We start from the raw sequence: 18,011 nt of genomic DNA, 5'->3' as shown, positions 1-18,011 counted from the left end.
AAGATGAAAAAATACTTATCAGTCTCAATAGCATTGGCGATCGCCCAATTAGTTGCTTTTGCTGCTCAGGGTTCAGAAGTGAAGATTACACCACTTGGAAGTCACGATAGTGAGTTTTGTCGATTTGACCGCGCAATGATATTTGAAGATCCTAATGGAACTCGTCTGATTTACGATGTCGGACGAACCGTTGCTGGTGGAGAAGATGAACGTTTAGGTGATATTGACGTGGTTTTGCTAAGTCACGTTCACGGAGATCATTTAGGCGATCGCCGCATATCTCAAGTAAATGAAGGAGAATGTGGTGAACCAGAAGTGAATAATAATGTTACGCCCAAGTCCAATACCATTGACATCGCGTTGGCTAAAGAAGCAAAAATTGTGGTTGGCAGTGAGATGAACAGTTTCCTGGCAAACAAGATAGAAGCAAATGGTGGCAACCCTGAATTAGTAGAGCTAGTGCGCTTCGGGGCATCGGTTAATGTTGGTGGTGTCAAGATTACAACTGTACCAGCAGTTCACTCTAATGGATTGAGTGGTGATTTTATCGAAGGTGAATTGGGAGAACATCTAGAAACTGCTGGTCTTACTGCTTATGTTGGTCCTCCCACTGGTTACATTCTCACTTTCACTAATGGATTAGTAGTATATTTGTCAGGCGATACTGGTGTAACCGCAGAGCAAGAAACCATAGTGGGTGATCAATATGATGCTCAATTAGTAGTAATTAACATCGGAGATACTTTCACAACGGGACCACAAGAAGCAGCATATGTGGTCAACGAATTAATTCAACCCAAATCGGTAATAGCCTCACACGCTAATGAAGAAGCTACAAAAGAGGGGAAAGTTATTCTGGGCACTAAGACAGATCAATTTATTAAAGCAACTAATATGCCAGTGCATATTCCTTTAAGCGGGCAAACAATGGAGTTCGATAGTTTAGGACAATGTGTTGATGGCTGTTAGGATTTAGGGATTAAGTAAAAAATTTAGGAAGCATCTAATACTTTGCAACTGGCAGATATAGATTTAGCTTCGATAAAAATATTTTTTACCTCTGCATGTTGTTTACGAATGGAAGTTTCCAGGCGTTCCACAGCGATCGCCAATTTTCCTGTTTCTAAATCTTCTTTAAACTCTATTTCCAAATTAAGTAATACTTCTTGAGGACCAAAATGTAGAGTTAAAACCTTAACCACCTCAGCTACGGCAGGATCTTCACTGGTAATTTTTCTGATGCTTGCTACCGTTTCAGCATTAGCACCTTCGCCAATTAATAACCCCTTGCTTTCAGCAGCCAATAAAAGTGCCACTCCACAGAGAATAATGCCAATAATAATCGATGCTACCCCATCTAAATAAACATTACCCAGTAAATGTCCGCTAAACACACCAATAAAAGCGACGATTAAACCGACTAAGGCTGCTGTATCTTCAAATAAAATCGTAAAGATTGTGGGATCTTTACTAGCACGGATCGCCTCCCAAAAGCTGTCTTCATTTTTGCTAGCCAAAAATTCTTGCAAAGCCACATTCCAAGAATAGCCTTCAAAAATTACTGCTAATCCCAAGACTACGTAATTCCAAAAAGGATCGGTCAATGGTTCAGGATGTCGAACATGATTGATTCCCTCATAAATAGACATACCGCCACCAATGGCAAAAATAAATAGAGCGACAATTAGCGTCCAAAAATAAAGCTCCTGTCCATAACCAAAAGGATGGCTATCGTCGGCAGGCTTTTTACTGAGGCGTATTCCCAATAGCAATAGCAATTCATTCCCCGTGTCCACTACAGAATGAATACCTTCTGAAAGCATCGCTGAACTTCCCGTAATCGAGGCGGCGATAAATTTAATAATGGCGATCGCAAAATTGGCAGCCATCGCGGCATAGATAGTTTTTTTAGCAGAACCAGACATAGGATTAGTTTAAATACTTAGATAATAAGACATAGAGCTTGCAACTATATTAAGCCGACCTATGAGATAAACGCAAAATATGACTTCTGCTTTAAATCACCAACGTCATTAAATTGTTATGTTTCGTAAGAATTTATAGCTAAGGAGGTTTGATAAACTTGACTATGAAGTTTAATGGCTAATTTTTTACATAGCCAAAAACCGACAACTAAGAAAGCTACCTCTGGTATTTTCTTAATCAAATCAAAATAAAATTTATTTTCAGGAGATTAATCAATCATGGTTCAACGAGGTTCTAAAGTCAGAATTCTTCGTCCAGAATCCTATTGGTATAATGAAGTTGGGTCAGTCGCATCGGTAGATACAAGTGGTATTCGTTACCCTGTAGTCGTGCGCTTCAACAAAGTTAACTATGCTGGCGTGAATACTAACAACTTTGCCGAATCTGAGGTAAAGGAAGTAAAGTAAGTTCTTTCAAATAAGCTGCTAAAACTAGAGGGAGTCAACCAAAGGATGAGGGATAATTTATAATTCATCCCTTAAAGGCGAAAGCCCTGGTAATTCCCCTCTTGAATCGCAATATTAGAAAATAGGTAGACTTCTGGGAATATTTTTTCCCGAAGTTAACCTTAATTTAATTAAGCGTAGTTTTTATATGCTTTAGTAATCTAGACCCTCAGAATTTGACTAACCCTGAGGGATTTTTTGGCTCAAGATTCCGAACTCATATTTACCAAGTTGGATCGTCGTAGATATTTACGGTTAATTCTGGTTGGTCTCCCGGTATAGAACTAATACAAGCGCAAATAGTTTCCTCATTATCTAGTTCTACTTCGCAAGCATGACAAGAACCCATTAAACATCCTGTGGCAATAAATACACCCGCACGTTCTGCAACTTGCAATATTGGTTCTCCTGGTTCTGCTTCAATAGTTACATTGTCTGGCAGAAAACAAACCTTGATACTCATAAACTCCTTTCAATTAACAACAATCAATAATGTTTATTGGACAGAATAACGCTCAAATCTAAATTTTTCTCCACAATATCTGCCAGAATATTTAAGGTGGTTTCTCTTTGATCTCGATAATTAGAAATACCAGTTGCCAAAGAAGACATTCCTCTCTGTTTGCGCAATTGATTAATCCATGAACGCCGCCAAGCACCATTGTCAAACAAACCATGGACATAGCAACCCCAAATAGATTGACTCTTATCTACTAATCCTAGTCCTGGATCGTCAAAAATAGGCTGATAGTCGTTTTCGTCCTCCCTATGACGGCGGTTGATACGGCTTCGCCCTTGATGAATTTCATAACCATCTACAGGAAGACCTGCCTGAGGGAATAGGGAAATAACTTGTCTTTGTCGCGCAATTTTATTGGCGGAGAGAATTGTGCTAATGGGCAGTAAATTAAGCGCCGTGAATTCTCCGGGCTCTCCTTCAAATCCTTCTGGATCGATAATGCGTTGTCCTAAAATTTGAAATCCTCCACAGATACCTAATACTGTTCCCCCCGCAGCGGCATATTTTCTGATTTGTTCTGCCATACCGCTCTTTTCGAGCGCCAAGAGATCGGAAATAGTAGTTTTGGTGCCAGGAATGATTACTGCATCGGGATGCCCTAAAGAGTCGTGAATATCTATATAATTTACCGACACAGACGTTTCTGCTTCTAGGGGATCAAAATCGGTAAAGTTGGCAATTCTAGGTAATCTAATTACATGAATATTAATGTCTTTACTGCTTTGACGACGATTTCTTTCTAATAGATTGAGGGAATCTTCTGAGGGGAACATATGATGACTCCAGGGAATAACCCCTAAAACAGGTATTTTAGTTTTTTCTTCTAGCCATTCAATACCTGAATCCAATAATTTTTTCTCCCCTCGAAATTTATTAATGACGACTCCTTTAATCAGCGATCGCTCTTGAGGATCTAATAATTCCAAAGTACCAACAACATGGGCAAAAGCACCTCCACGTTCGATATCGACCACTAAAATAGTTGGCGCATTTAAATGTTTTGCTACTCGCATATTCGTCAAGTCACGGTGTTTGAGGTTGATTTCTGCAGGACTTCCCGCCCCTTCACAGACAACGAGATCAAATTCTAGAGACAAACGATATAGCGATTCTTGAATTACTTCCCAACCCAAATCAAAAAACTTTTCGTAATATTCAGTGGCTCTGACCGTACCCGCTGCTTTTCCCTTAATTATGATCTGAGAAGTCATATTTCCCTGAGGTTTCAGCAAGATCGGATTCATTTCCACTCTAGGAGCAACTCCCGCTGCCCAGGCTTGAACTGCTTGAGCATGACCTATTTCTCCACCTGTAGATGTTACATAGGCATTTAATGCCATGTTCTGACCTTTAAAAGGGGCAACTCGCCAACCATGTCTAGCTAAAATACGGCATAAAGCAGCAGTCAGGAAAGATTTTCCTGCATGAGATGTTGTCCCAACTACCATAATCGCTTTCATCGATCGCTCCTCTGCTGGAATATATACACAGTTATAACAGCAGATCACTAATTTAGAGCTATCATTATAGCCAATGATTGAGCCGATTATAAATTCTATCGATTAGAGAAGCAGGAGGGATTTCCTCTCTTTCCTGTTCCCACTCAGCGACAATATTTCTGCCTAAAGGAGTTAGACGAAAACTATCAGTTAAGCCTTGTCCATCTACTTCTCGACGTAGTAAACCGACATTAATTAACCAAACTAATTTATCTTCCGTTTTTGGTTCACTTAAAGCTAAGGTAGCATAACCTAATTTCAGACCTGTTGCCCCCGCAATTTGCTGAATAGGTACACTTTGATTCCGCATTTCCTGGAACAGTTTTAAACAAAACGGAGAACAAGATAATGCTCTTTTTGCTCTCTTAATTGTGCGTGGATCATACTCAATGGCTTGATTACTGAAATTAGTGGTCATTCTAACTTTGGATATTTCTTTGGATATTTAACTGATAGTTGATGCCTTCTGTTTGCTAAACTAATAAACAAAAATTTCATTTCAAGAAAACTTGATGCAAGTTTCTGACTCGCAAGACACTACTATTATTATGGCAGGGTTTCACGCCCTCTCTGACTCGTTGCGTCTCCAGATTATTCAACTATTACAGGAGCAAGAATTATGTGTCTGTGATTTATGCGATCACCTTAATGTTAATCAATCTAAGCTTTCTTTTCATCTTAAAACCCTCAAAGAAGCGGGTTTAATTCGCCCCCGCCAGTCGGGACGCTGGATTTATTACAGTCTGAGCTTATCTCAGTTCGCTCTATTTGAACAGTATTTAACTGATATACGTCGAAGTGCGGTGATTGCTCCTCGTCAGAATTGCGATTAAAAAAATCCCTCTGATGACAATATTAGTAATCGCTAAATATTGTTACTGTTAACCTTTTCTTAATCGTCATATCAACTTTTTTTGATATGTTAACTCTCAGGGGGTGACAACAGTGCTGAACTTTAGATGGGGTGTTGGGTGTCGGGTGTCCTAAAGGATACCGCTTCGCATATCGGGTGTTGGGGAAAATTTATCTAAGGAATTCGAGTAGCACAGCCATTATGGAACAAAAAACTCAATATTATCGTTCTAATTGCTCCTGTTCGACCCCGACATCTTCCCTAGCCCCTACCCCCTAAAACCCAACCCCTACAACACTTTCAATTAGCTTGTCACCCCGTGAGATGTTAACTATAAGGATTTTTTCAAATGCTGTAATTGGAGCAATAAGAAGATGAAAGCAGGAAAAATCGGCTTTCAACCTCACTATCGGTGAACTATTACGTAAACAAGCAACATTTTAAACAAGTTATTTTAGTTAATGAGTAATTCTCCAATTAATTCCCAAGCGGTAAAAGCAGGAAGTCAGCTTAATTATTTTGAAAAATATCTGACTCTTTGGGTTCTGGCTTGCATTATGGGAGGGATCATTTTGGGAAAACTGTTTCCTGGAATCGCCCAAACTTTAGATTCTATGAGCATTTATAATGTTTCTCTCCCTATTGCTGTCTGTCTTTTTTTCATGATGTATCCCATCATGGTTAAGATCGACTTTTCTCAGGCAATACAGGCAGCAAAAACCCCCAAGCCAGTCGTTCTCACCTTGGTGATTAATTGGTTGATCAAACCCTTTACGATGGTAGTATTTGCTCAGTTTTTTCTCGGTTGGTTATTTCGTCCGTTGCTAAGTGCCACGGAAATAATCAGAGGTACTGAGATCGCTTTAGCGGATTCCTATATTGCTGGAGCAATTTTACTAGGCATTGCTCCCTGTACGGCAATGGTGTTGATGTGGGGTTATCTTTCTTATAGCAATCAAGGACATACTTTGGTAATGGTGGCAGTTAACTCGCTGGCAATGCTGATTTTGTATGCACCCTTGGGCAAATGGCTACTTTCGGCAAATAACTTAACTGTTCCCTGGCAAACTATTGTATTGTCAGTTCTAATTTATGTGGGATTACCTTTATTAGCGGGAGTATTGAGCCGCCATCTAATTTTTAAATACAAGGGAAAAAATTGGTTTGAACAAGAGTTTTTACACTATCTTTCTCCTGTGGCGATCGCCGCTATGTTAATTACCTTAGTACTGCTCTTCGCTTTTAAAGGAGACTTGATTTCGAGTAATCCTCTACATATTCTGTTAATTGCTATTCCTCTATTTTTGCAGACTAACTTTATCTTTTTCATTACTTATATTGCCGGACTAAAACTGGGATTGGATTACGAAGATGCTGCCCCTGCGGCTTTGATAGGTGCCAGTAATCATTTTGAAGTAGCGATCGCCACTGCTGTAATTTTATTTGGTTTAAATTCTGGTGCCGCTTTAGCTACCGTTGTGGGAGTTTTGATCGAAGTGCCAGTAATGTTGATGTTGGTGGAGTTTTGTAAACATACTGCTTCTTGGTTTCCTCGGCATCCAGAGAAGGCTACTTTATTAGATCCTCGTTGTTGCAAATAATCGCGATCGCGTCATTGATGTAATGGAAGAACTCAATAAATTTACTCTCTTGTTACGAGACAAGGTTGATTATCTTACAGATCGCTACAGCGAATGCAAAGCCAAAATTACTAACAACGCTTGATCTAGATTAATAATGCTTAATTATGAACTATTTTTTTGGTAATTTATCCTTCAAAACTAGATTTATTTCTGGGGGAACTTTCCCCCAGACCCCCAGTTGGGGAAGTGACGGCTTCCCCAAGCCCCTTCGTAACTGAAGTTTAGTCAGGATATTTATTTTGCTAGCTAATTTTTACTTGAAATTGTGAGTTTGATTCACATAAGACGTACTAACAACAAATCGTTAACAAAAAAATGAAAAAAGTAATGTTTGTCTGTCGCCGAAATTCCTGTAGATCGCAAATGGCAGAAGGATTTGCTAGAAAATTAGGTGCGGGAAAAATAGAAGTTAGTTCTTCAGGTCTAGAAGCTAGTCGGGTTCATCCCACAGCGATCAGAGTAATGTCCGAAGTTGGTATTGATCTTAATAATCAAACTTCTGATGCTTTAAGTGATTTCCAGGCTGATGATTATGATGCGGTGATTTCTATGTGTGGCTGTGGCACAACTTTACCAACTGAATGGTTAACACAAGAAGTTTTTGAAGATTGGGATTTAGACGATCCTGATGGACAACCGATCGCTACTTTTCACCACGTTAGAGATGAAATAAAGCAACGAGTATCAAAACTAATTGATTCGCTAGGATAAATATTTTCAGTCCTCAAATAAATTGAGCAAATTAAGGGAAAATAAAATAGCCTAATTTAGGAAATAAATTTTTTAGGTAAGTTAAACAATTTGTTCTACCTTCAAATTTGTTCTAAATGTAAATTAAATAGAGATAGGAGAAGGATCATGAATATTTTTACTGTTGACAACACCAACGATAGTGGTTCAGGTTCTCTCAGACAAGCAATTGAAGACGCAAATACAACTCATGGAGTCGATAGAATTGAATTTGCTCCAGAATTAAGTGGTCAACAAATCACTCTTACTGGTGGCGAACTACAAATTAGTGACAGTGTCAAGATTGATGGATTGCTGAGTGCTGACGACATTACCATTAGTGGGAATAATAACTCTCGCATCTTTTTGATTGATGATCTTGATGAAACTAATCAAATAGAAGTAGTACTAGATAAATTAACCTTAACTGAAGGTAGCTCTGATCAAGGTGGTGGCGCGATCGCCAATGCCGAAAACCTTACAATTTCTCAAAGCCAAATTGTCGACAATACCAATACCAGTTTAGAGCCAACTGATGGTGGTGGAGCAATTAGAAATAGTGATACTGGAGTTTTAAACATAGACCAGACCTTTATTGCCGAAAATCAATCAACTGCTTTTGGGGGCGGTATCACTAACTTTGGTGAGTTGGATATTAACTCTAGCGTTATTTCTGATAATGAGGTAACAGGCGGTGGCGGAGCTGGGATCGATAATCGTGGCAGTAGAGCTGATATCACAGGTAGTTATATAGCCAATAATGTTAATACAGCGGGACCTGCTGGTGGTTTCGGCAATGGTACTCCTGACACCACAACTGTGGTTAGAAATACTGCCATTGTTAATAATCAAGCTTTGAATGGTGCTGGATTTTTTGTCAATGCGGGTCATGTCGAAATTATCGATAGCTTTGTCGGTAATAATCAAGCACAAAATGATGGTGGGGGTGCTGGGATAGCTGCCGATGGCAATCTAACTGTCCGCAAGAGTCTCTTTGCTGAAAATAGTGCGGGTTTAAATGGTGGTGGTATTGCTAATTTAGGCGGTAGCGCAACCTTGAATAGAAGTAATGTTTTCGATAATGAAGCGATCGCCGGAGATGGAGGCGGAATTTTCAATCAAGGCGGTCTGCTGGACTTAAATGCTAGTTCTGTTATTGCCAATACTCCTAATGACGTGATTGAAGTTTAATATTCTTGCCACAGTCGCTTCGCTCTAGTTCGGAATTCGGAATTCGTAGTTAGGTTACAAGCCTCCTTCCAAACAATTTCAACTTCGAACTCCGAACTTTGAACTCCGAACTCTACTCGTCAATTTCGTTATTGTTCTTAAAGATTTGATCGCCGATATTGGTAATTGAAGTATGGTTAAAGTAAATGGTTAAAGTAAAACTAATTTTGCTTTTACACGGACGTAATGAAGACCGAGATTTTGGTTTTAGCATCTAATCCCCAAGGAACAGTAAAACTAGAACTTGAGAGAGAAATTCGCGCCATTGAAGATGCTCTAGATCGAGGCAAAAAAAGAGAGTATTTTGGTTTACGCTCTAAAGTCGCAGTTCGGATTCAAGATTTACAAACAACGATTCTGGAAGAAAAACCCAGGATCGTTCATTTCTCTGGACACGGGATGGGTAGCCCAGGATTAGTTTTAGAAACTGAATTTGGACAAAAGCGGCAAGTAAATACTCAAGCGATCGCCGATTTATGCAAATTATTTGCTACTCAGATAGAGGTCGTGGTGTTGAGTGCTTGTTATTCAGAGATTCAAGCATCTGAAATTAACCAGCATATAAATTATGTGATTGGCACCAAGAAGGAAATTAGAGACGATGCAGCGATCGCTTTTACTAAAGGCTTTTATCTGGCATTATTTAACGGCGAGTCAATCGATTTTGCTTTTGAATTAGGCTGCAACCGCATTCAACTAGAAATTTACAAAAATGAAAATCCTGAGCGAAAATTAGTTCCCGTATATTCAGAAGAAGAGAATAAAGCGATCGCACTTTCCCAGCATGAAGTTCTGGCGTTACTAAAAAAAGATCCCCTTAATAAAATTATTACCAGCGATCGGGTTTCATCTGTAGTTAACAATCTCCCTAATCCCTTCAATCATTTGGCAGGAAGAATTGAAGACTCTAGCTTAGTATTTGGTCGAGAAACAGAAATTAAGCGCATCTTTGAGTTATTAAATGATAACAATAGCGTGGCGATTATTGGTGAACCAGAAATCGGCAAGTCTTCTTTGCTGAAAGTGATTGAAGAACAATCAGCTACCAAGTTACAACATCGTAAGCCAATTTATCTTAATTTAGGTGATGTTTACGATGAGGAAGATTTTTATTTTGCCTTATGCGAACTCATTGGTATTCCTGAGCTAAAAGGTTTTAAATTATCTCGCGAACTTAAAAAACACAAACTATTGCTAATTTTAGATAACGTAGAAAAAATGGCTTGGGATGGGTTTACTAATCAAATTAGAAGTCAAATTCGTGCTTTAGCTGAAGGAGTCAATGCACCACTACGTTTAGTAATTGCAGCAAATAAGCCTTTAAACTGTTTGTTTCCTGATAGTGGTATGGTATCGCCCTTTGAAAATGTTTGTTTAGAGGAACCAATCAATAAATGGTGTGAACAAACTGTTGGTAATTTTATTGCTAGTCGTTTAAAAGCCACTCCTATTAGTTTTACGCAACCAGAAATTGCCAGAATTATCCAGGATAGTCATGGTCATCCCAAGGTTGTCATGCGGTTGTGTTATGACATCTATCAGCTATACCGAGAAAAGATGCTATGAGGAAAGATAACCCTGTCCCAAAATTAGATTTAGCACCCAAGCTCAAACGCCCTTTATCTTTATGGAATCCTTCTGATTATTTACGTTTGCTGTATTGGGTGTTTTATTTTCCTCAAGCATTGCGTTGGTATGTCGATACTTTTGGCGGTGGATATATTCCGCCTACTATTCTGAATTTAGGCAAGAGGTGGAAGTTACGTCTTCAGAATCCTGTCCAAAGAAAATTATTAATACAAGAATTATTATTAATAGTACTTATTCCCTTATTTATAGTATCTATTCTCTGGATTTTTAATGGATTATTTATCAATAGATTCTTTAATGGAAGTTTTACTGCAAGTGCCATCTTTGTAATTCTGGGAAGTATTATATTTGGTTTATTGTTAACTACTGTCTGGGACATCGGATTAGGGATCGCGGGAAGCGTGGCATATGGCGTGGCATATGGCGTGGCATCAGGCGTGGCATTAGGCGTGGCATTTAGCATGGCATTAGGCGTGGCATTTAGCATGGCATATGGCGTGGCATTAGGCGTGGCATTAGGCGTGGCAGATGGCGTGGTATTAGGCGTGGCATTTGGCGTGGCATTTGGCGTGGCATATGGCGTGGCAGATGGCGTGGCAGATGGCGTGGCATTTGGCGTGGCAGAGGGCGTGGCAGATGGCGTGGCAGATGGCGTGGCAGAGGGCGTGGTATTTGGCGTGGCATTAGGCGTGGTATTTGGCGTGGCATTAGGCGTGGCAGAGGGCGTGGCAAGAGTGAGATGGCGAGGAATAACAAATGGAATATTATTTAGTGCGACATTAGGCGTGGCATATGGCGTGGCATTAGGCGTGGTATTAGGCGTGGCATATGGCGTGGCATATGGCGTGGCATATGGCGTGGCATATGGCGTAGTGTTTTGCATCATATCTTTTCGTCCAGATAATTGGTTATTCAGCTTGACTTTCAAGTCAACAAAACATAAATACGATGCATTGCAATTTCCTCATGTCACCTTACTGAAGAATTATGATCTTATTTCCCAACTACAAAAATCTCTACAACAGGATTGGGTAATAGGACTGCATAATGTCAATCAAATTCTTAAATTTACCCTTCAATTGACTCATGTATTACCACCAATCAAGAAAGTATTGCTAAAATTGCCTGATGAGCAAGTTATTTATCGTGTCAATCAGTTAGTCGATCATACAAATAACTGGAATTTAGTTCGTTCATTAGTAAAATTTCGTTCCCAAATCCCCTGTTTTGCTACTACCAATGGATTTTGGTATCTCCACAAAAAACAACCAGATAAGGCAACTGAAGAATTTACTCTAGTTCGCTCTTTACTCTATGGAGAGGAAATATTTACCTTGGCACAAACTCTGGCAATGTTCCAACAAACACAAGAAATAAACAACATTGCCAGTTTAGAAATTCCCAGTATCTCTACAGAAAAACTCTTACGCCCGAATACTTGGCAAACAATGAATAGTCTAAGAAGAGTAGTAGAAGATATTAAATTAATTCAGCACAGTGCTTCTCGCAACACAAAATCTTTTGCTTATAGTCGCGCTATCGGAGAATTAACAGAAGTTATCGATAATCAAGCCAATATTCCCGAAGCAGAAAGAGAATTAATCGTCGATATTGCCCAAACTTGGAAACAATCTCTAGAAAGAATTGGTAAGGATATTGGCAACGTTACTATTACTCAACCAGTTCGCAATCCCTATGTGATTGGCAATCCTGTAACAGGAAGTTTATTCGTTGGCAGAGAAGATATTCTACGACAGTTAGAAGAATTGTGGATTACAGGCAATCAACTGCAATCGGTGGTGTTGTTTGGACATCGGCGCATGGGTAAAAGTTCGATTTTGATTAATGCTTCTAATTCTACAGGAGCGGAAATTAAAGTTATTTATGTTAATTTGCAGCGTTTAGGTGTAGTCTCCCAAGGTGTAGCGGAAGTGCTGATGGCAATTAGCGATGAGATTGCCACTGCTTTTCAGATCGATCCACCTGATGATGATGCTTTTCTCAAGCTACCTCAACGTACTTTTGAACGTTATCTAAAGCAAGTATTAGCGAGTATGGAATATCGGGGTTTAATTATTGCCCTAGATGAATTTGAAACCATCGAAGAATTAATTCAAAAAGGACAAATCGATCCTGATTTTATGGGCTTCCTGCGAGGTTTAGTGCAAATGAATCCAGAAAAAATCGCTTTTGCTTTCGCTGGATTGCACACTTTAGAAGAAATGACAGCAGATTACTTTCAACCCTTCTTTGCCAGCGTCATTCCCATTCGTGTTAGTTTTCTCAAACCTGGGTCTACCAAAACTATTCTTGCCAACCCCACTTCAAACATTCCCCCTTTTCTAAGGGGGGCTAGGGGGGATCGAACTCCTTTTCTAAGGGGGGATAGGGGGGATCGAACTCCTTTTCTAAGGGGGGATAGGGGGGATCAAACTCCCATTAATGACGAAGCAGCCCATGAATTCCTCCTCGACTATACAGGCGAAGCACTAGACTTAATCTACTCTCTTACTTCAGGACAACCTTATCTAGTCCAACTAATCGGCTTTCAATTAGTCCGCAACTACAATGATCAAGTATTTGAACAAGGAAGTTCTCGCGATAACACTTTTACAGTAGAAGATATAGAAGCAGTAATTAATCAAAAATTCTTCCAACAAGGACGTTACTATTTTGAGGGAGTCTGGGGGCAAGCAGAGCAAGACGCAGCGGGACAACAGGAGATAATTACAGCTTTAGCACCTCATCCTCAGGGATTAAATTCAGACGCTCTTGTCACTGCTACAAATTTGCGCAATCGCACTTTACCAGAAGCATTAGAAACTTTAATCCGTCATGATGTCATCGAGAAAAAAGATTCTAACTATCGCATTATTGTCGAACTATTCCGCCAGTGGGTTCTCACTATAAATAGAATGGAGTCTCATTTCTAATTGCTTTCTTAGCTTGACACTTCTACAGCTAGAAGCAGGGGGAGTGTTAAAATCGGGAATTTCCAGTATGCCAATCCTCTCGCTCTAAGCAATAAACAAAGCAGTCATCATTACCAAATCTTCGCTGTTCAATAAATTGAAAGCCAAGACGTTCATAAAAGTTATGGGCACGGATATTATTAGCGAGTGGGTCGACTAGTACAGCCTTAACCTGCGAGTCAGTAAAACATCGGGAAAGGGCTAGCTGCATCATTTTGGTTCCATAACCTTTGCCCAAATCAGTTTCTTCCCCAATCCAGATATCAATAGCACGAAGATTCTCTGGGACATTTCCCCAATAATGGCTTTCTTCCTTTGCTGGATCGATAATCTGTATAAATCCGATAGGACGACCATCAATTTCAGCAATTAATTGCTCGCGACCTTCGGGGTCACGCTCAAGTTCTATTTCCCAAGCCCAGTCATCATTAGGATCGGAGGCAATTACATGAGGTTGTTTATCCCAGTGTTGCAGCAGAGTCAAATCAGCTGAGGTAGCGGAGCGTAAATTGAGCGTGACTTCTGGAATGTCTGACATTAACTAATAATTGATTTGAGCTTAACCTATCTTTTGTTGGCAAAGGTAATAGTAACCTATCAAGGATATCTACAAGGAGCGATCGCTTTTGTTGATCGTCAAGGAAAGTGGCTGCAATATTATTTTTTTCGCTTTGGAGATATGATACTACATTTAGATTTACCAATTTATTCTCTATGGAAAAAGCAGAAAGACTTGAGTTCCGAGTTCCTATCCTCCTGCTTTATCGATAAAGTAACTCCAAAAAGGATTAGCAAAAATCAAAATCAAAGTAATCACAAAGCAATAAATAGCAGTTGATTCCACTAAAGCCATTCCGACAAACAAGGTGCGAGTAATATTTTTAGCTTCATCTGGTTGTTGAGCGATCGCATTTAAGGCTTGTGCCAGGGCTTTCCCTTCTCCTAATGCTGGGGCAATTGAACCGAGAGCAATTGTCAATCCTGCGGTTACGATTGATGCCATACCGATTAATGCGAGATTATCCATAATTTTAGTTAGTCCTGTCAAACGGGATCGAGATGGTTAGTGGTTAGTAGCAGAGGCAAACAGCCGTTCGCTCTCACAGATGCTAGTTGCTTGTAGTGGCTGCGGCGATAAAAACCATGGCTAAGATGGCAAAAATGTAAGCTTGAATCAATCCGGTTAATAATCCCATCGCTTGCATAATGATGGGGAAAAATAACGGTGCGATCGATAGTAAAATAGCGACAATCATAGTGCCACTCATGACATTGCCAAATAGACGCACTGATAAGGAAATTGTGTTCGAGAATCTACCAATGATATTAAAAGGCAGCATAAAAGGAGTGGGCTGGAGATAGTACTTCTTAAAATAGCCGACAAATCCTTGCTTTTTAATGCCATACAGAGGAACAGCAAAAAAGACACATATTGCTAATGCAGCAGTCGTAGAAAGGGAGCCTGTAGGCGGCTGATAGCCAGGAATAATACTGAGAAGATTGGAAACAGCAATAAAAATAAATAGAGTTCCAATAAAAGGAATATAAGGTTCTGGTTCTTGTTGGCTAACTTCTTCAATTTGATTGCCAATTCCCTGTACCAAAACTTCTAACAGATTTTGTCCTGGTGAAATATTAGTAGATGCAGATAATTTACGAGTAATCAGCCAAGAACTAATAACAAGTAAAACCATTACTAACCAAGTAAAGATTAAGGTTGCATTGAGTGTAATTATTCCTCTCTGCCAGAAAATTATTTGATCTGGAGTTAAATTCATAAATTGTCAACCAATCACTAACTGTTGATTTTTGATAAATCTTCTCAGGAAGTTCCGTTACGCTATGGTATTGCTTTGCTACGGGACTGAATAAACAAGATCATAATTGTTCTAACCGCTAAAAATCCCAAACAACAGGTCAACAAGGGAATTACATTATATATGTTGTTACCACTGAGGATGAGAGACAAAATAAACAGAGTAATTCCGAGCCTAAATATAAAACTGAAGAAGATTAATCTGTAAGGATGCTTAGTAACTGGTAGTTGTTGCACCGTTAACCACAAACCACCGAAATAAAATAATCCCAAAGCAGAACCAATGATCAAAGCAATTATTGGCATCAATGTTTTATCCCATTCTTAATTACTTATAAATTATCCTAAAAACGAAATTTGAGAAACTTGTGATGATGAACTACTCATTCTGAGTCCCAAGACTCAGAATGAGTTTCTGTCGTTTCCTTGCCCCAAATTGCCTCATGCTTCCGCAGTTGATTAGCTTCCACATCACCATTTAAAACGGGTATCATCGCAAAAAATAAAGACATTAAGGCGATCGCCGCAATATCATCCATTTCGGCAATGTCTATTAATAGTTCGCCATTATCAGTATTTAAAGCCTGAGCTTCCTGCCAAACATTAACTGAGATACCAACACTAGTAGCCATCAAAGCAATACTGATGAAAAGACTGGGAATAAGGTCCAGTTGAAGCAGTTTTGAGGCAGCAAAAAATCCTAATATGCCACTAAAAGAAAGGTTCCCCAGTAAAATAAAACAAGCGTGAGGTAATTGGCGAATTAATCCTGCTAAATTACTTTCTAAACCAACTCTAAACAACAGAGAAATAATGCCTAACTCAGCAAGAAAAGCATATACTTCTCTAACTGATGGTGATAAAAAATATATTTGATTATTGATAAATCCTACAGTTACACCCAAGAGTAAATAGCCTACCAAAGCTGGAATACCAATTCTTTCCAAACCAGCCTTGATTAAAATACTAAGAATAATCGTGATTCCCACCAGTAAAACCAAAAATAAGAGTAAAGTTTCCCCTTCAATCACTTTGACTCTCCTTGCTGATCCAATACCAGGCATTGAAACAACCCAAGGCTACGCCGATTACTAAAAACATTAGAGTCCAAGAATATTTACTCTGAATATGAGTGTCGATCCATACCCCTAAGCCAATACCTAACAAGGAGGGAATGGCGACTGACCATCCCACCATGCCAAACATCCCTAAACCAAACCAAATATTTTTAGCTTCTTTTTTAGCTTTAATTTTGCGATCGCTTTTGGTTCCGATCTGACGTTGAAAATTTCGCCATCTCGACTTATTTTTATCCATGACCTAACTCCTTAAAATGACGCATCATACTTGCTTCAAACTGGGCTAAAGCCGAACGGGTTAACTTTTCTTTTTCATCTAACATTTGAAACTGTTCAGCGACAGTTTGTTTCAGAGTTTCTAAATTATTGCCTTCAATAGCATTAAGGGTAGATACTAGAACTTCTTGACCACATTTAACTAAAATTCCTTCATCTACAGCAACAAATATTTCTGAGCCTTTATCGCTTGTAAAACTAAGTATTCCAGGGACTAATGCTGTAACAAAATCAATGTGATTTGGTAAAAGGCAAAAATGACCGTTTTCTGCTTCAGCGATGACTTTGGTAACTTGGCGATCAATTAATACTTCTGTGGGGATTAAAACTTTCAACTTCATAGTTGCAATCTCGCCAAATCAAAGGAAGGAGTAACGCGAACTGAGAAAATTCGTCTGAATACATTTAGGCTATAAGATTTTCCTAATTATTAGATATTTTTTCAGCAATTTGTGAGTAGAATGTGATGCTTAAAATCTTTGTTCTACAATAGCCTGATAAATTCTTCTACAGTCATTTCTGCATCTCGCAGTATTTTACGCAACAAACCTTTACCAATAGTTTTTCCTTTATGAATAGGAACAGTCACAACACGACTATCTTTGTGCTTCATCCTTACATGACTTCCTTTTTGCCTTACGACTTGAAAACCAATTTCCTCTAAAGCCTTAATAACTTCGCTTGCTGTAACTACTGGAAGTTTTGGCATTAAATGACAATTTTTTGGATTCCGACAAATTCCGAGCTTGATTCTTCGCTTGATTCTTCTATGCAAAGTTCGATTACTTCTTTCATATTCTCTATTAATTCATCAATTGTTTCTCCTTGACTGTAACAAGCTTTTAGCTGGGGTACTTCTCCAACGTAGTATCCGTCTTCATCCCGTTCGATCAGAACGTAAAACTCTTTTTTGGTTATGGTCATAAAATACTTGTGAAAAATTATATTTGGTATTATTTTGACACATGGCTTTGGTAAGAGTAGAAATTAAAGATGCAATAGAATCAATATGCGATCACGCCAGAAACAGAATTTCTGATTAATTTAAGCGTGTATCGGTTGCCTTTTAATTGCAAAGCAGCCAATCAGATGTGGATGGAGGAAAAAGTAAAGCCAATAGTGATTCAGAAAAAGCTTCAGAAATTATGCAATCGTTCTTTATTAGTCAAAACTGACGATAATAAGTTTCAGTTATCAGAAGCTAAAACAGCTTATGAAAATGCTAGAAAACTCTATCAAGCAATGGGATTAGATAAAGATGTAGAGGATTGCGATAAAGCGATTCAAGATTTAGAAAATGATGATATGGATTCAGACTAAAAAACTATCTTTAACTCACTGCATATTCAGTATATTTTCGCAAACGCTGAGG

General features: G+C 39.0%; 22 protein-coding genes and 1 pseudogene. 10 read left to right on the top strand and 13 right to left on the bottom strand.

Features of this window, described 5'->3' with window-relative positions:
• Positions 1-3: 3 nt before the first annotated feature.
• The gene (locus PLEUR7319_RS0132300) at positions 4-969 is read left to right on the top strand and encodes an MBL fold metallo-hydrolase (RefSeq protein ID WP_019509390.1); all 966 of its coding nucleotides are present in this window, start codon (positions 4-6) and stop codon (positions 967-969) included.
• A gap of 23 nt (positions 970-992) precedes the next feature.
• On the opposite strand, the gene PLEUR7319_RS0132295 is transcribed toward PLEUR7319_RS0132300, so the two are convergent.
• The gene (locus PLEUR7319_RS0132295) at positions 993-1,925 is read right to left on the bottom strand and encodes a cation diffusion facilitator family transporter (RefSeq protein ID WP_019509389.1); all 933 of its coding nucleotides are present in this window, start codon (positions 1,923-1,925) and stop codon (positions 993-995) included.
• Positions 1,926-2,204: 279 nt separating this feature from the next.
• Here PLEUR7319_RS0132295 and PLEUR7319_RS0132290 point away from each other — a divergent pair, with 279 nt between their 5' ends.
• The gene (locus PLEUR7319_RS0132290; protein ID WP_019509388.1) at positions 2,205-2,393 is read left to right on the top strand and encodes a photosystem I reaction center subunit IV; all 189 of its coding nucleotides are present in this window, start codon (positions 2,205-2,207) and stop codon (positions 2,391-2,393) included.
• Positions 2,394-2,655: 262 nt separating this feature from the next.
• Here the strand turns inward: PLEUR7319_RS0132290 and PLEUR7319_RS0132285 are convergent, their stop codons facing one another.
• The 3 genes from PLEUR7319_RS0132285 to PLEUR7319_RS0132275 form a co-directional block, all read right to left on the bottom strand.
• Positions 2,656-2,895, bottom strand: coding sequence for a 2Fe-2S iron-sulfur cluster binding domain-containing protein (locus tag PLEUR7319_RS0132285; RefSeq protein ID WP_019509387.1), 240 nt, complete (start codon positions 2,893-2,895; stop codon positions 2,656-2,658).
• 23 nt (positions 2,896-2,918) lie between these two features.
• Positions 2,919-4,412, bottom strand: a complete 1,494-nt coding sequence (gene cobQ / locus PLEUR7319_RS0132280) for a cobyric acid synthase CobQ (RefSeq protein ID WP_019509386.1) — start codon at positions 4,410-4,412, stop codon at positions 2,919-2,921.
• 64 nt (positions 4,413-4,476) lie between these two features.
• The gene (locus PLEUR7319_RS0132275) at positions 4,477-4,869 is read right to left on the bottom strand and encodes an Npun_F0494 family protein (protein ID WP_019509385.1); all 393 of its coding nucleotides are present in this window, start codon (positions 4,867-4,869) and stop codon (positions 4,477-4,479) included.
• A gap of 94 nt (positions 4,870-4,963) precedes the next feature.
• On the opposite strand from PLEUR7319_RS0132275, the gene PLEUR7319_RS0132270 reads away from it, so the two are divergent.
• From PLEUR7319_RS0132270 to PLEUR7319_RS41535, 7 genes and pseudogenes are all read left to right on the top strand, one after another.
• The gene (locus PLEUR7319_RS0132270; protein ID WP_019509384.1) at positions 4,964-5,284 is read left to right on the top strand and encodes a helix-turn-helix transcriptional regulator; all 321 of its coding nucleotides are present in this window, start codon (positions 4,964-4,966) and stop codon (positions 5,282-5,284) included.
• A gap of 481 nt (positions 5,285-5,765) precedes the next feature.
• Entirely contained in the window at positions 5,766-6,905 is a 1,140-nt protein-coding gene (arsB, locus tag PLEUR7319_RS0132265; RefSeq protein WP_019509383.1) for an ACR3 family arsenite efflux transporter, read from the top strand.
• A 1-nt stretch (position 6,906) separates the two neighbouring features.
• Positions 6,907-7,029 (top strand): annotated as a pseudogene (locus tag PLEUR7319_RS43755) (arsenical resistance protein ArsH); the annotation flags it as partial.
• 233 nt (positions 7,030-7,262) lie between these two features.
• Positions 7,263-7,658, top strand: a complete 396-nt coding sequence (gene arsC / locus PLEUR7319_RS0132255) for an arsenate reductase, glutathione/glutaredoxin type (RefSeq protein ID WP_026102922.1) — start codon at positions 7,263-7,265, stop codon at positions 7,656-7,658.
• Positions 7,659-7,805: 147 nt separating this feature from the next.
• The gene (locus PLEUR7319_RS0132250; RefSeq protein ID WP_019509381.1) at positions 7,806-8,867 is read left to right on the top strand and encodes a hypothetical protein; all 1,062 of its coding nucleotides are present in this window, start codon (positions 7,806-7,808) and stop codon (positions 8,865-8,867) included.
• Between the two features lie 225 nt (positions 8,868-9,092).
• Complete coding sequence (locus PLEUR7319_RS39020; RefSeq protein WP_019509380.1) at positions 9,093-10,472, top strand: CHAT domain-containing protein; 1,380 nt, start codon at positions 9,093-9,095, stop codon at positions 10,470-10,472.
• Positions 10,469-13,429 carry an ATP-binding protein gene (locus PLEUR7319_RS41535; RefSeq protein ID WP_019509379.1) on the top strand — a complete coding sequence of 987 codons (2,961 nt, stop codon included), beginning with the start codon at positions 10,469-10,471 and terminating at the stop codon, positions 13,427-13,429. The genes PLEUR7319_RS39020 and PLEUR7319_RS41535 overlap by 4 nt, the downstream gene beginning before the upstream one ends.
• Positions 13,430-13,475: 46 nt before the next feature.
• Here PLEUR7319_RS41535 and PLEUR7319_RS0132235 read toward each other — a convergent pair whose 3' ends face one another.
• The 9 genes from PLEUR7319_RS0132235 to PLEUR7319_RS0132195 all read right to left on the bottom strand — a co-directional run bounded on the left by PLEUR7319_RS0132235 (position 13,476) and on the right by PLEUR7319_RS0132195 (position 17,557).
• Positions 13,476-14,006, bottom strand: a complete 531-nt coding sequence (locus PLEUR7319_RS0132235) for a GNAT family N-acetyltransferase (protein ID WP_019509378.1) — start codon at positions 14,004-14,006, stop codon at positions 13,476-13,478.
• Positions 14,007-14,216: 210 nt separating this feature from the next.
• Positions 14,217-14,495, bottom strand: coding sequence for a F0F1 ATP synthase subunit C (locus PLEUR7319_RS0132230; RefSeq protein WP_019509377.1), 279 nt, complete (start codon positions 14,493-14,495; stop codon positions 14,217-14,219).
• A gap of 82 nt (positions 14,496-14,577) precedes the next feature.
• Entirely contained in the window at positions 14,578-15,246 is a 669-nt protein-coding gene (locus PLEUR7319_RS0132225; protein WP_019509376.1) for a F0F1 ATP synthase subunit A, read from the bottom strand.
• 62 nt (positions 15,247-15,308) lie between these two features.
• The gene (locus tag PLEUR7319_RS37420; protein WP_019509375.1) at positions 15,309-15,590 is read right to left on the bottom strand and encodes an ATP synthase subunit I; all 282 of its coding nucleotides are present in this window, start codon (positions 15,588-15,590) and stop codon (positions 15,309-15,311) included.
• Positions 15,591-15,667: 77 nt separating this feature from the next.
• Positions 15,668-16,315: a cation:proton antiporter gene (locus PLEUR7319_RS37415; protein ID WP_019509374.1), complete on the bottom strand. Its 648-nt coding sequence runs from the start codon at positions 16,313-16,315 to the stop codon at positions 15,668-15,670.
• Positions 16,308-16,601, bottom strand: a complete 294-nt coding sequence (locus PLEUR7319_RS0132210; protein ID WP_019509373.1) for an AtpZ/AtpI family protein — start codon at positions 16,599-16,601, stop codon at positions 16,308-16,310. The genes PLEUR7319_RS37415 and PLEUR7319_RS0132210 overlap by 8 nt, the downstream gene beginning before the upstream one ends.
• The gene (locus PLEUR7319_RS0132205; protein WP_019509372.1) at positions 16,594-16,980 is read right to left on the bottom strand and encodes a F0F1 ATP synthase subunit epsilon; all 387 of its coding nucleotides are present in this window, start codon (positions 16,978-16,980) and stop codon (positions 16,594-16,596) included. The genes PLEUR7319_RS0132210 and PLEUR7319_RS0132205 overlap by 8 nt, the downstream gene beginning before the upstream one ends.
• A gap of 143 nt (positions 16,981-17,123) precedes the next feature.
• Positions 17,124-17,348 (bottom strand): type II toxin-antitoxin system HicA family toxin, encoded by a 225-nt coding sequence (locus tag PLEUR7319_RS0132200; RefSeq protein WP_019509371.1) that lies wholly within the window; start codon positions 17,346-17,348, stop codon positions 17,124-17,126.
• Positions 17,348-17,557 (bottom strand): type II toxin-antitoxin system HicB family antitoxin, encoded by a 210-nt coding sequence (locus PLEUR7319_RS0132195; RefSeq protein WP_026102921.1) that lies wholly within the window; start codon positions 17,555-17,557, stop codon positions 17,348-17,350. The genes PLEUR7319_RS0132200 and PLEUR7319_RS0132195 overlap by 1 nt, the downstream gene beginning before the upstream one ends.
• Positions 17,558-17,698: 141 nt before the next feature.
• On the opposite strand from PLEUR7319_RS0132195, the gene PLEUR7319_RS0132190 reads away from it, so the two are divergent.
• A complete protein-coding gene (locus tag PLEUR7319_RS0132190; protein ID WP_144054411.1) occupies positions 17,699-17,959 on the top strand; it encodes a hypothetical protein in 261 nt (86 codons plus the stop codon).
• Positions 17,960-18,011: the final 52 nt, after the last annotated feature.

It is taken from the genome of Pleurocapsa sp. PCC 7319 (genome assembly GCF_000332195.1).
In the GTDB taxonomy this organism is placed as follows: Bacteria; Cyanobacteriota; Cyanobacteriia; order Cyanobacteriales; family Xenococcaceae; genus Waterburya.
Note: the sequence above shows the minus strand (reverse complement) of the source record. Positions and strands in the feature narration are given on the sequence as shown.

What these genes read in the sequence shown, in the direction of transcription:
- PLEUR7319_RS0132300 (WP_019509390.1), top strand. Translation starts at nt 4, where the DNA reads ATGAAAAAATACTTATCAGTCTCAATAGCATTGGCGATCGCCCAATTA.
- PLEUR7319_RS0132295 (WP_019509389.1), bottom strand. Translation starts at nt 1,925, where the DNA reads ATGTCTGGTTCTGCTAAAAAAACTATCTATGCCGCGATGGCTGCCAAT.
- PLEUR7319_RS0132290 (WP_019509388.1), top strand. Translation starts at nt 2,205, where the DNA reads ATGGTTCAACGAGGTTCTAAAGTCAGAATTCTTCGTCCAGAATCCTAT.
- PLEUR7319_RS0132285 (WP_019509387.1), bottom strand. Translation starts at nt 2,895, where the DNA reads ATGAGTATCAAGGTTTGTTTTCTGCCAGACAATGTAACTATTGAAGCA.
- cobQ (WP_019509386.1), bottom strand. Translation starts at nt 4,412, where the DNA reads ATGAAAGCGATTATGGTAGTTGGGACAACATCTCATGCAGGAAAATCT.
- PLEUR7319_RS0132275 (WP_019509385.1), bottom strand. Translation starts at nt 4,869, where the DNA reads ATGACCACTAATTTCAGTAATCAAGCCATTGAGTATGATCCACGCACA.
- PLEUR7319_RS0132270 (WP_019509384.1), top strand. Translation starts at nt 4,964, where the DNA reads ATGCAAGTTTCTGACTCGCAAGACACTACTATTATTATGGCAGGGTTT.
- arsB (WP_019509383.1), top strand. Translation starts at nt 5,766, where the DNA reads ATGAGTAATTCTCCAATTAATTCCCAAGCGGTAAAAGCAGGAAGTCAG.
- arsC (WP_026102922.1), top strand. Translation starts at nt 7,263, where the DNA reads ATGAAAAAAGTAATGTTTGTCTGTCGCCGAAATTCCTGTAGATCGCAA.
- PLEUR7319_RS0132250 (WP_019509381.1), top strand. Translation starts at nt 7,806, where the DNA reads ATGAATATTTTTACTGTTGACAACACCAACGATAGTGGTTCAGGTTCT.
- PLEUR7319_RS39020 (WP_019509380.1), top strand. Translation starts at nt 9,093, where the DNA reads ATGAAGACCGAGATTTTGGTTTTAGCATCTAATCCCCAAGGAACAGTA.
- PLEUR7319_RS41535 (WP_019509379.1), top strand. Translation starts at nt 10,469, where the DNA reads ATGAGGAAAGATAACCCTGTCCCAAAATTAGATTTAGCACCCAAGCTC.
- PLEUR7319_RS0132235 (WP_019509378.1), bottom strand. Translation starts at nt 14,006, where the DNA reads ATGTCAGACATTCCAGAAGTCACGCTCAATTTACGCTCCGCTACCTCA.
- PLEUR7319_RS0132230 (WP_019509377.1), bottom strand. Translation starts at nt 14,495, where the DNA reads ATGGATAATCTCGCATTAATCGGTATGGCATCAATCGTAACCGCAGGA.
- PLEUR7319_RS0132225 (WP_019509376.1), bottom strand. Translation starts at nt 15,246, where the DNA reads ATGAATTTAACTCCAGATCAAATAATTTTCTGGCAGAGAGGAATAATT.
- PLEUR7319_RS37420 (WP_019509375.1), bottom strand. Translation starts at nt 15,590, where the DNA reads ATGCCAATAATTGCTTTGATCATTGGTTCTGCTTTGGGATTATTTTAT.
- PLEUR7319_RS0132210 (WP_019509373.1), bottom strand. Translation starts at nt 16,601, where the DNA reads ATGGATAAAAATAAGTCGAGATGGCGAAATTTTCAACGTCAGATCGGA.
- PLEUR7319_RS0132205 (WP_019509372.1), bottom strand. Translation starts at nt 16,980, where the DNA reads ATGAAGTTGAAAGTTTTAATCCCCACAGAAGTATTAATTGATCGCCAA.
- PLEUR7319_RS0132200 (WP_019509371.1), bottom strand. Translation starts at nt 17,348, where the DNA reads ATGCCAAAACTTCCAGTAGTTACAGCAAGCGAAGTTATTAAGGCTTTA.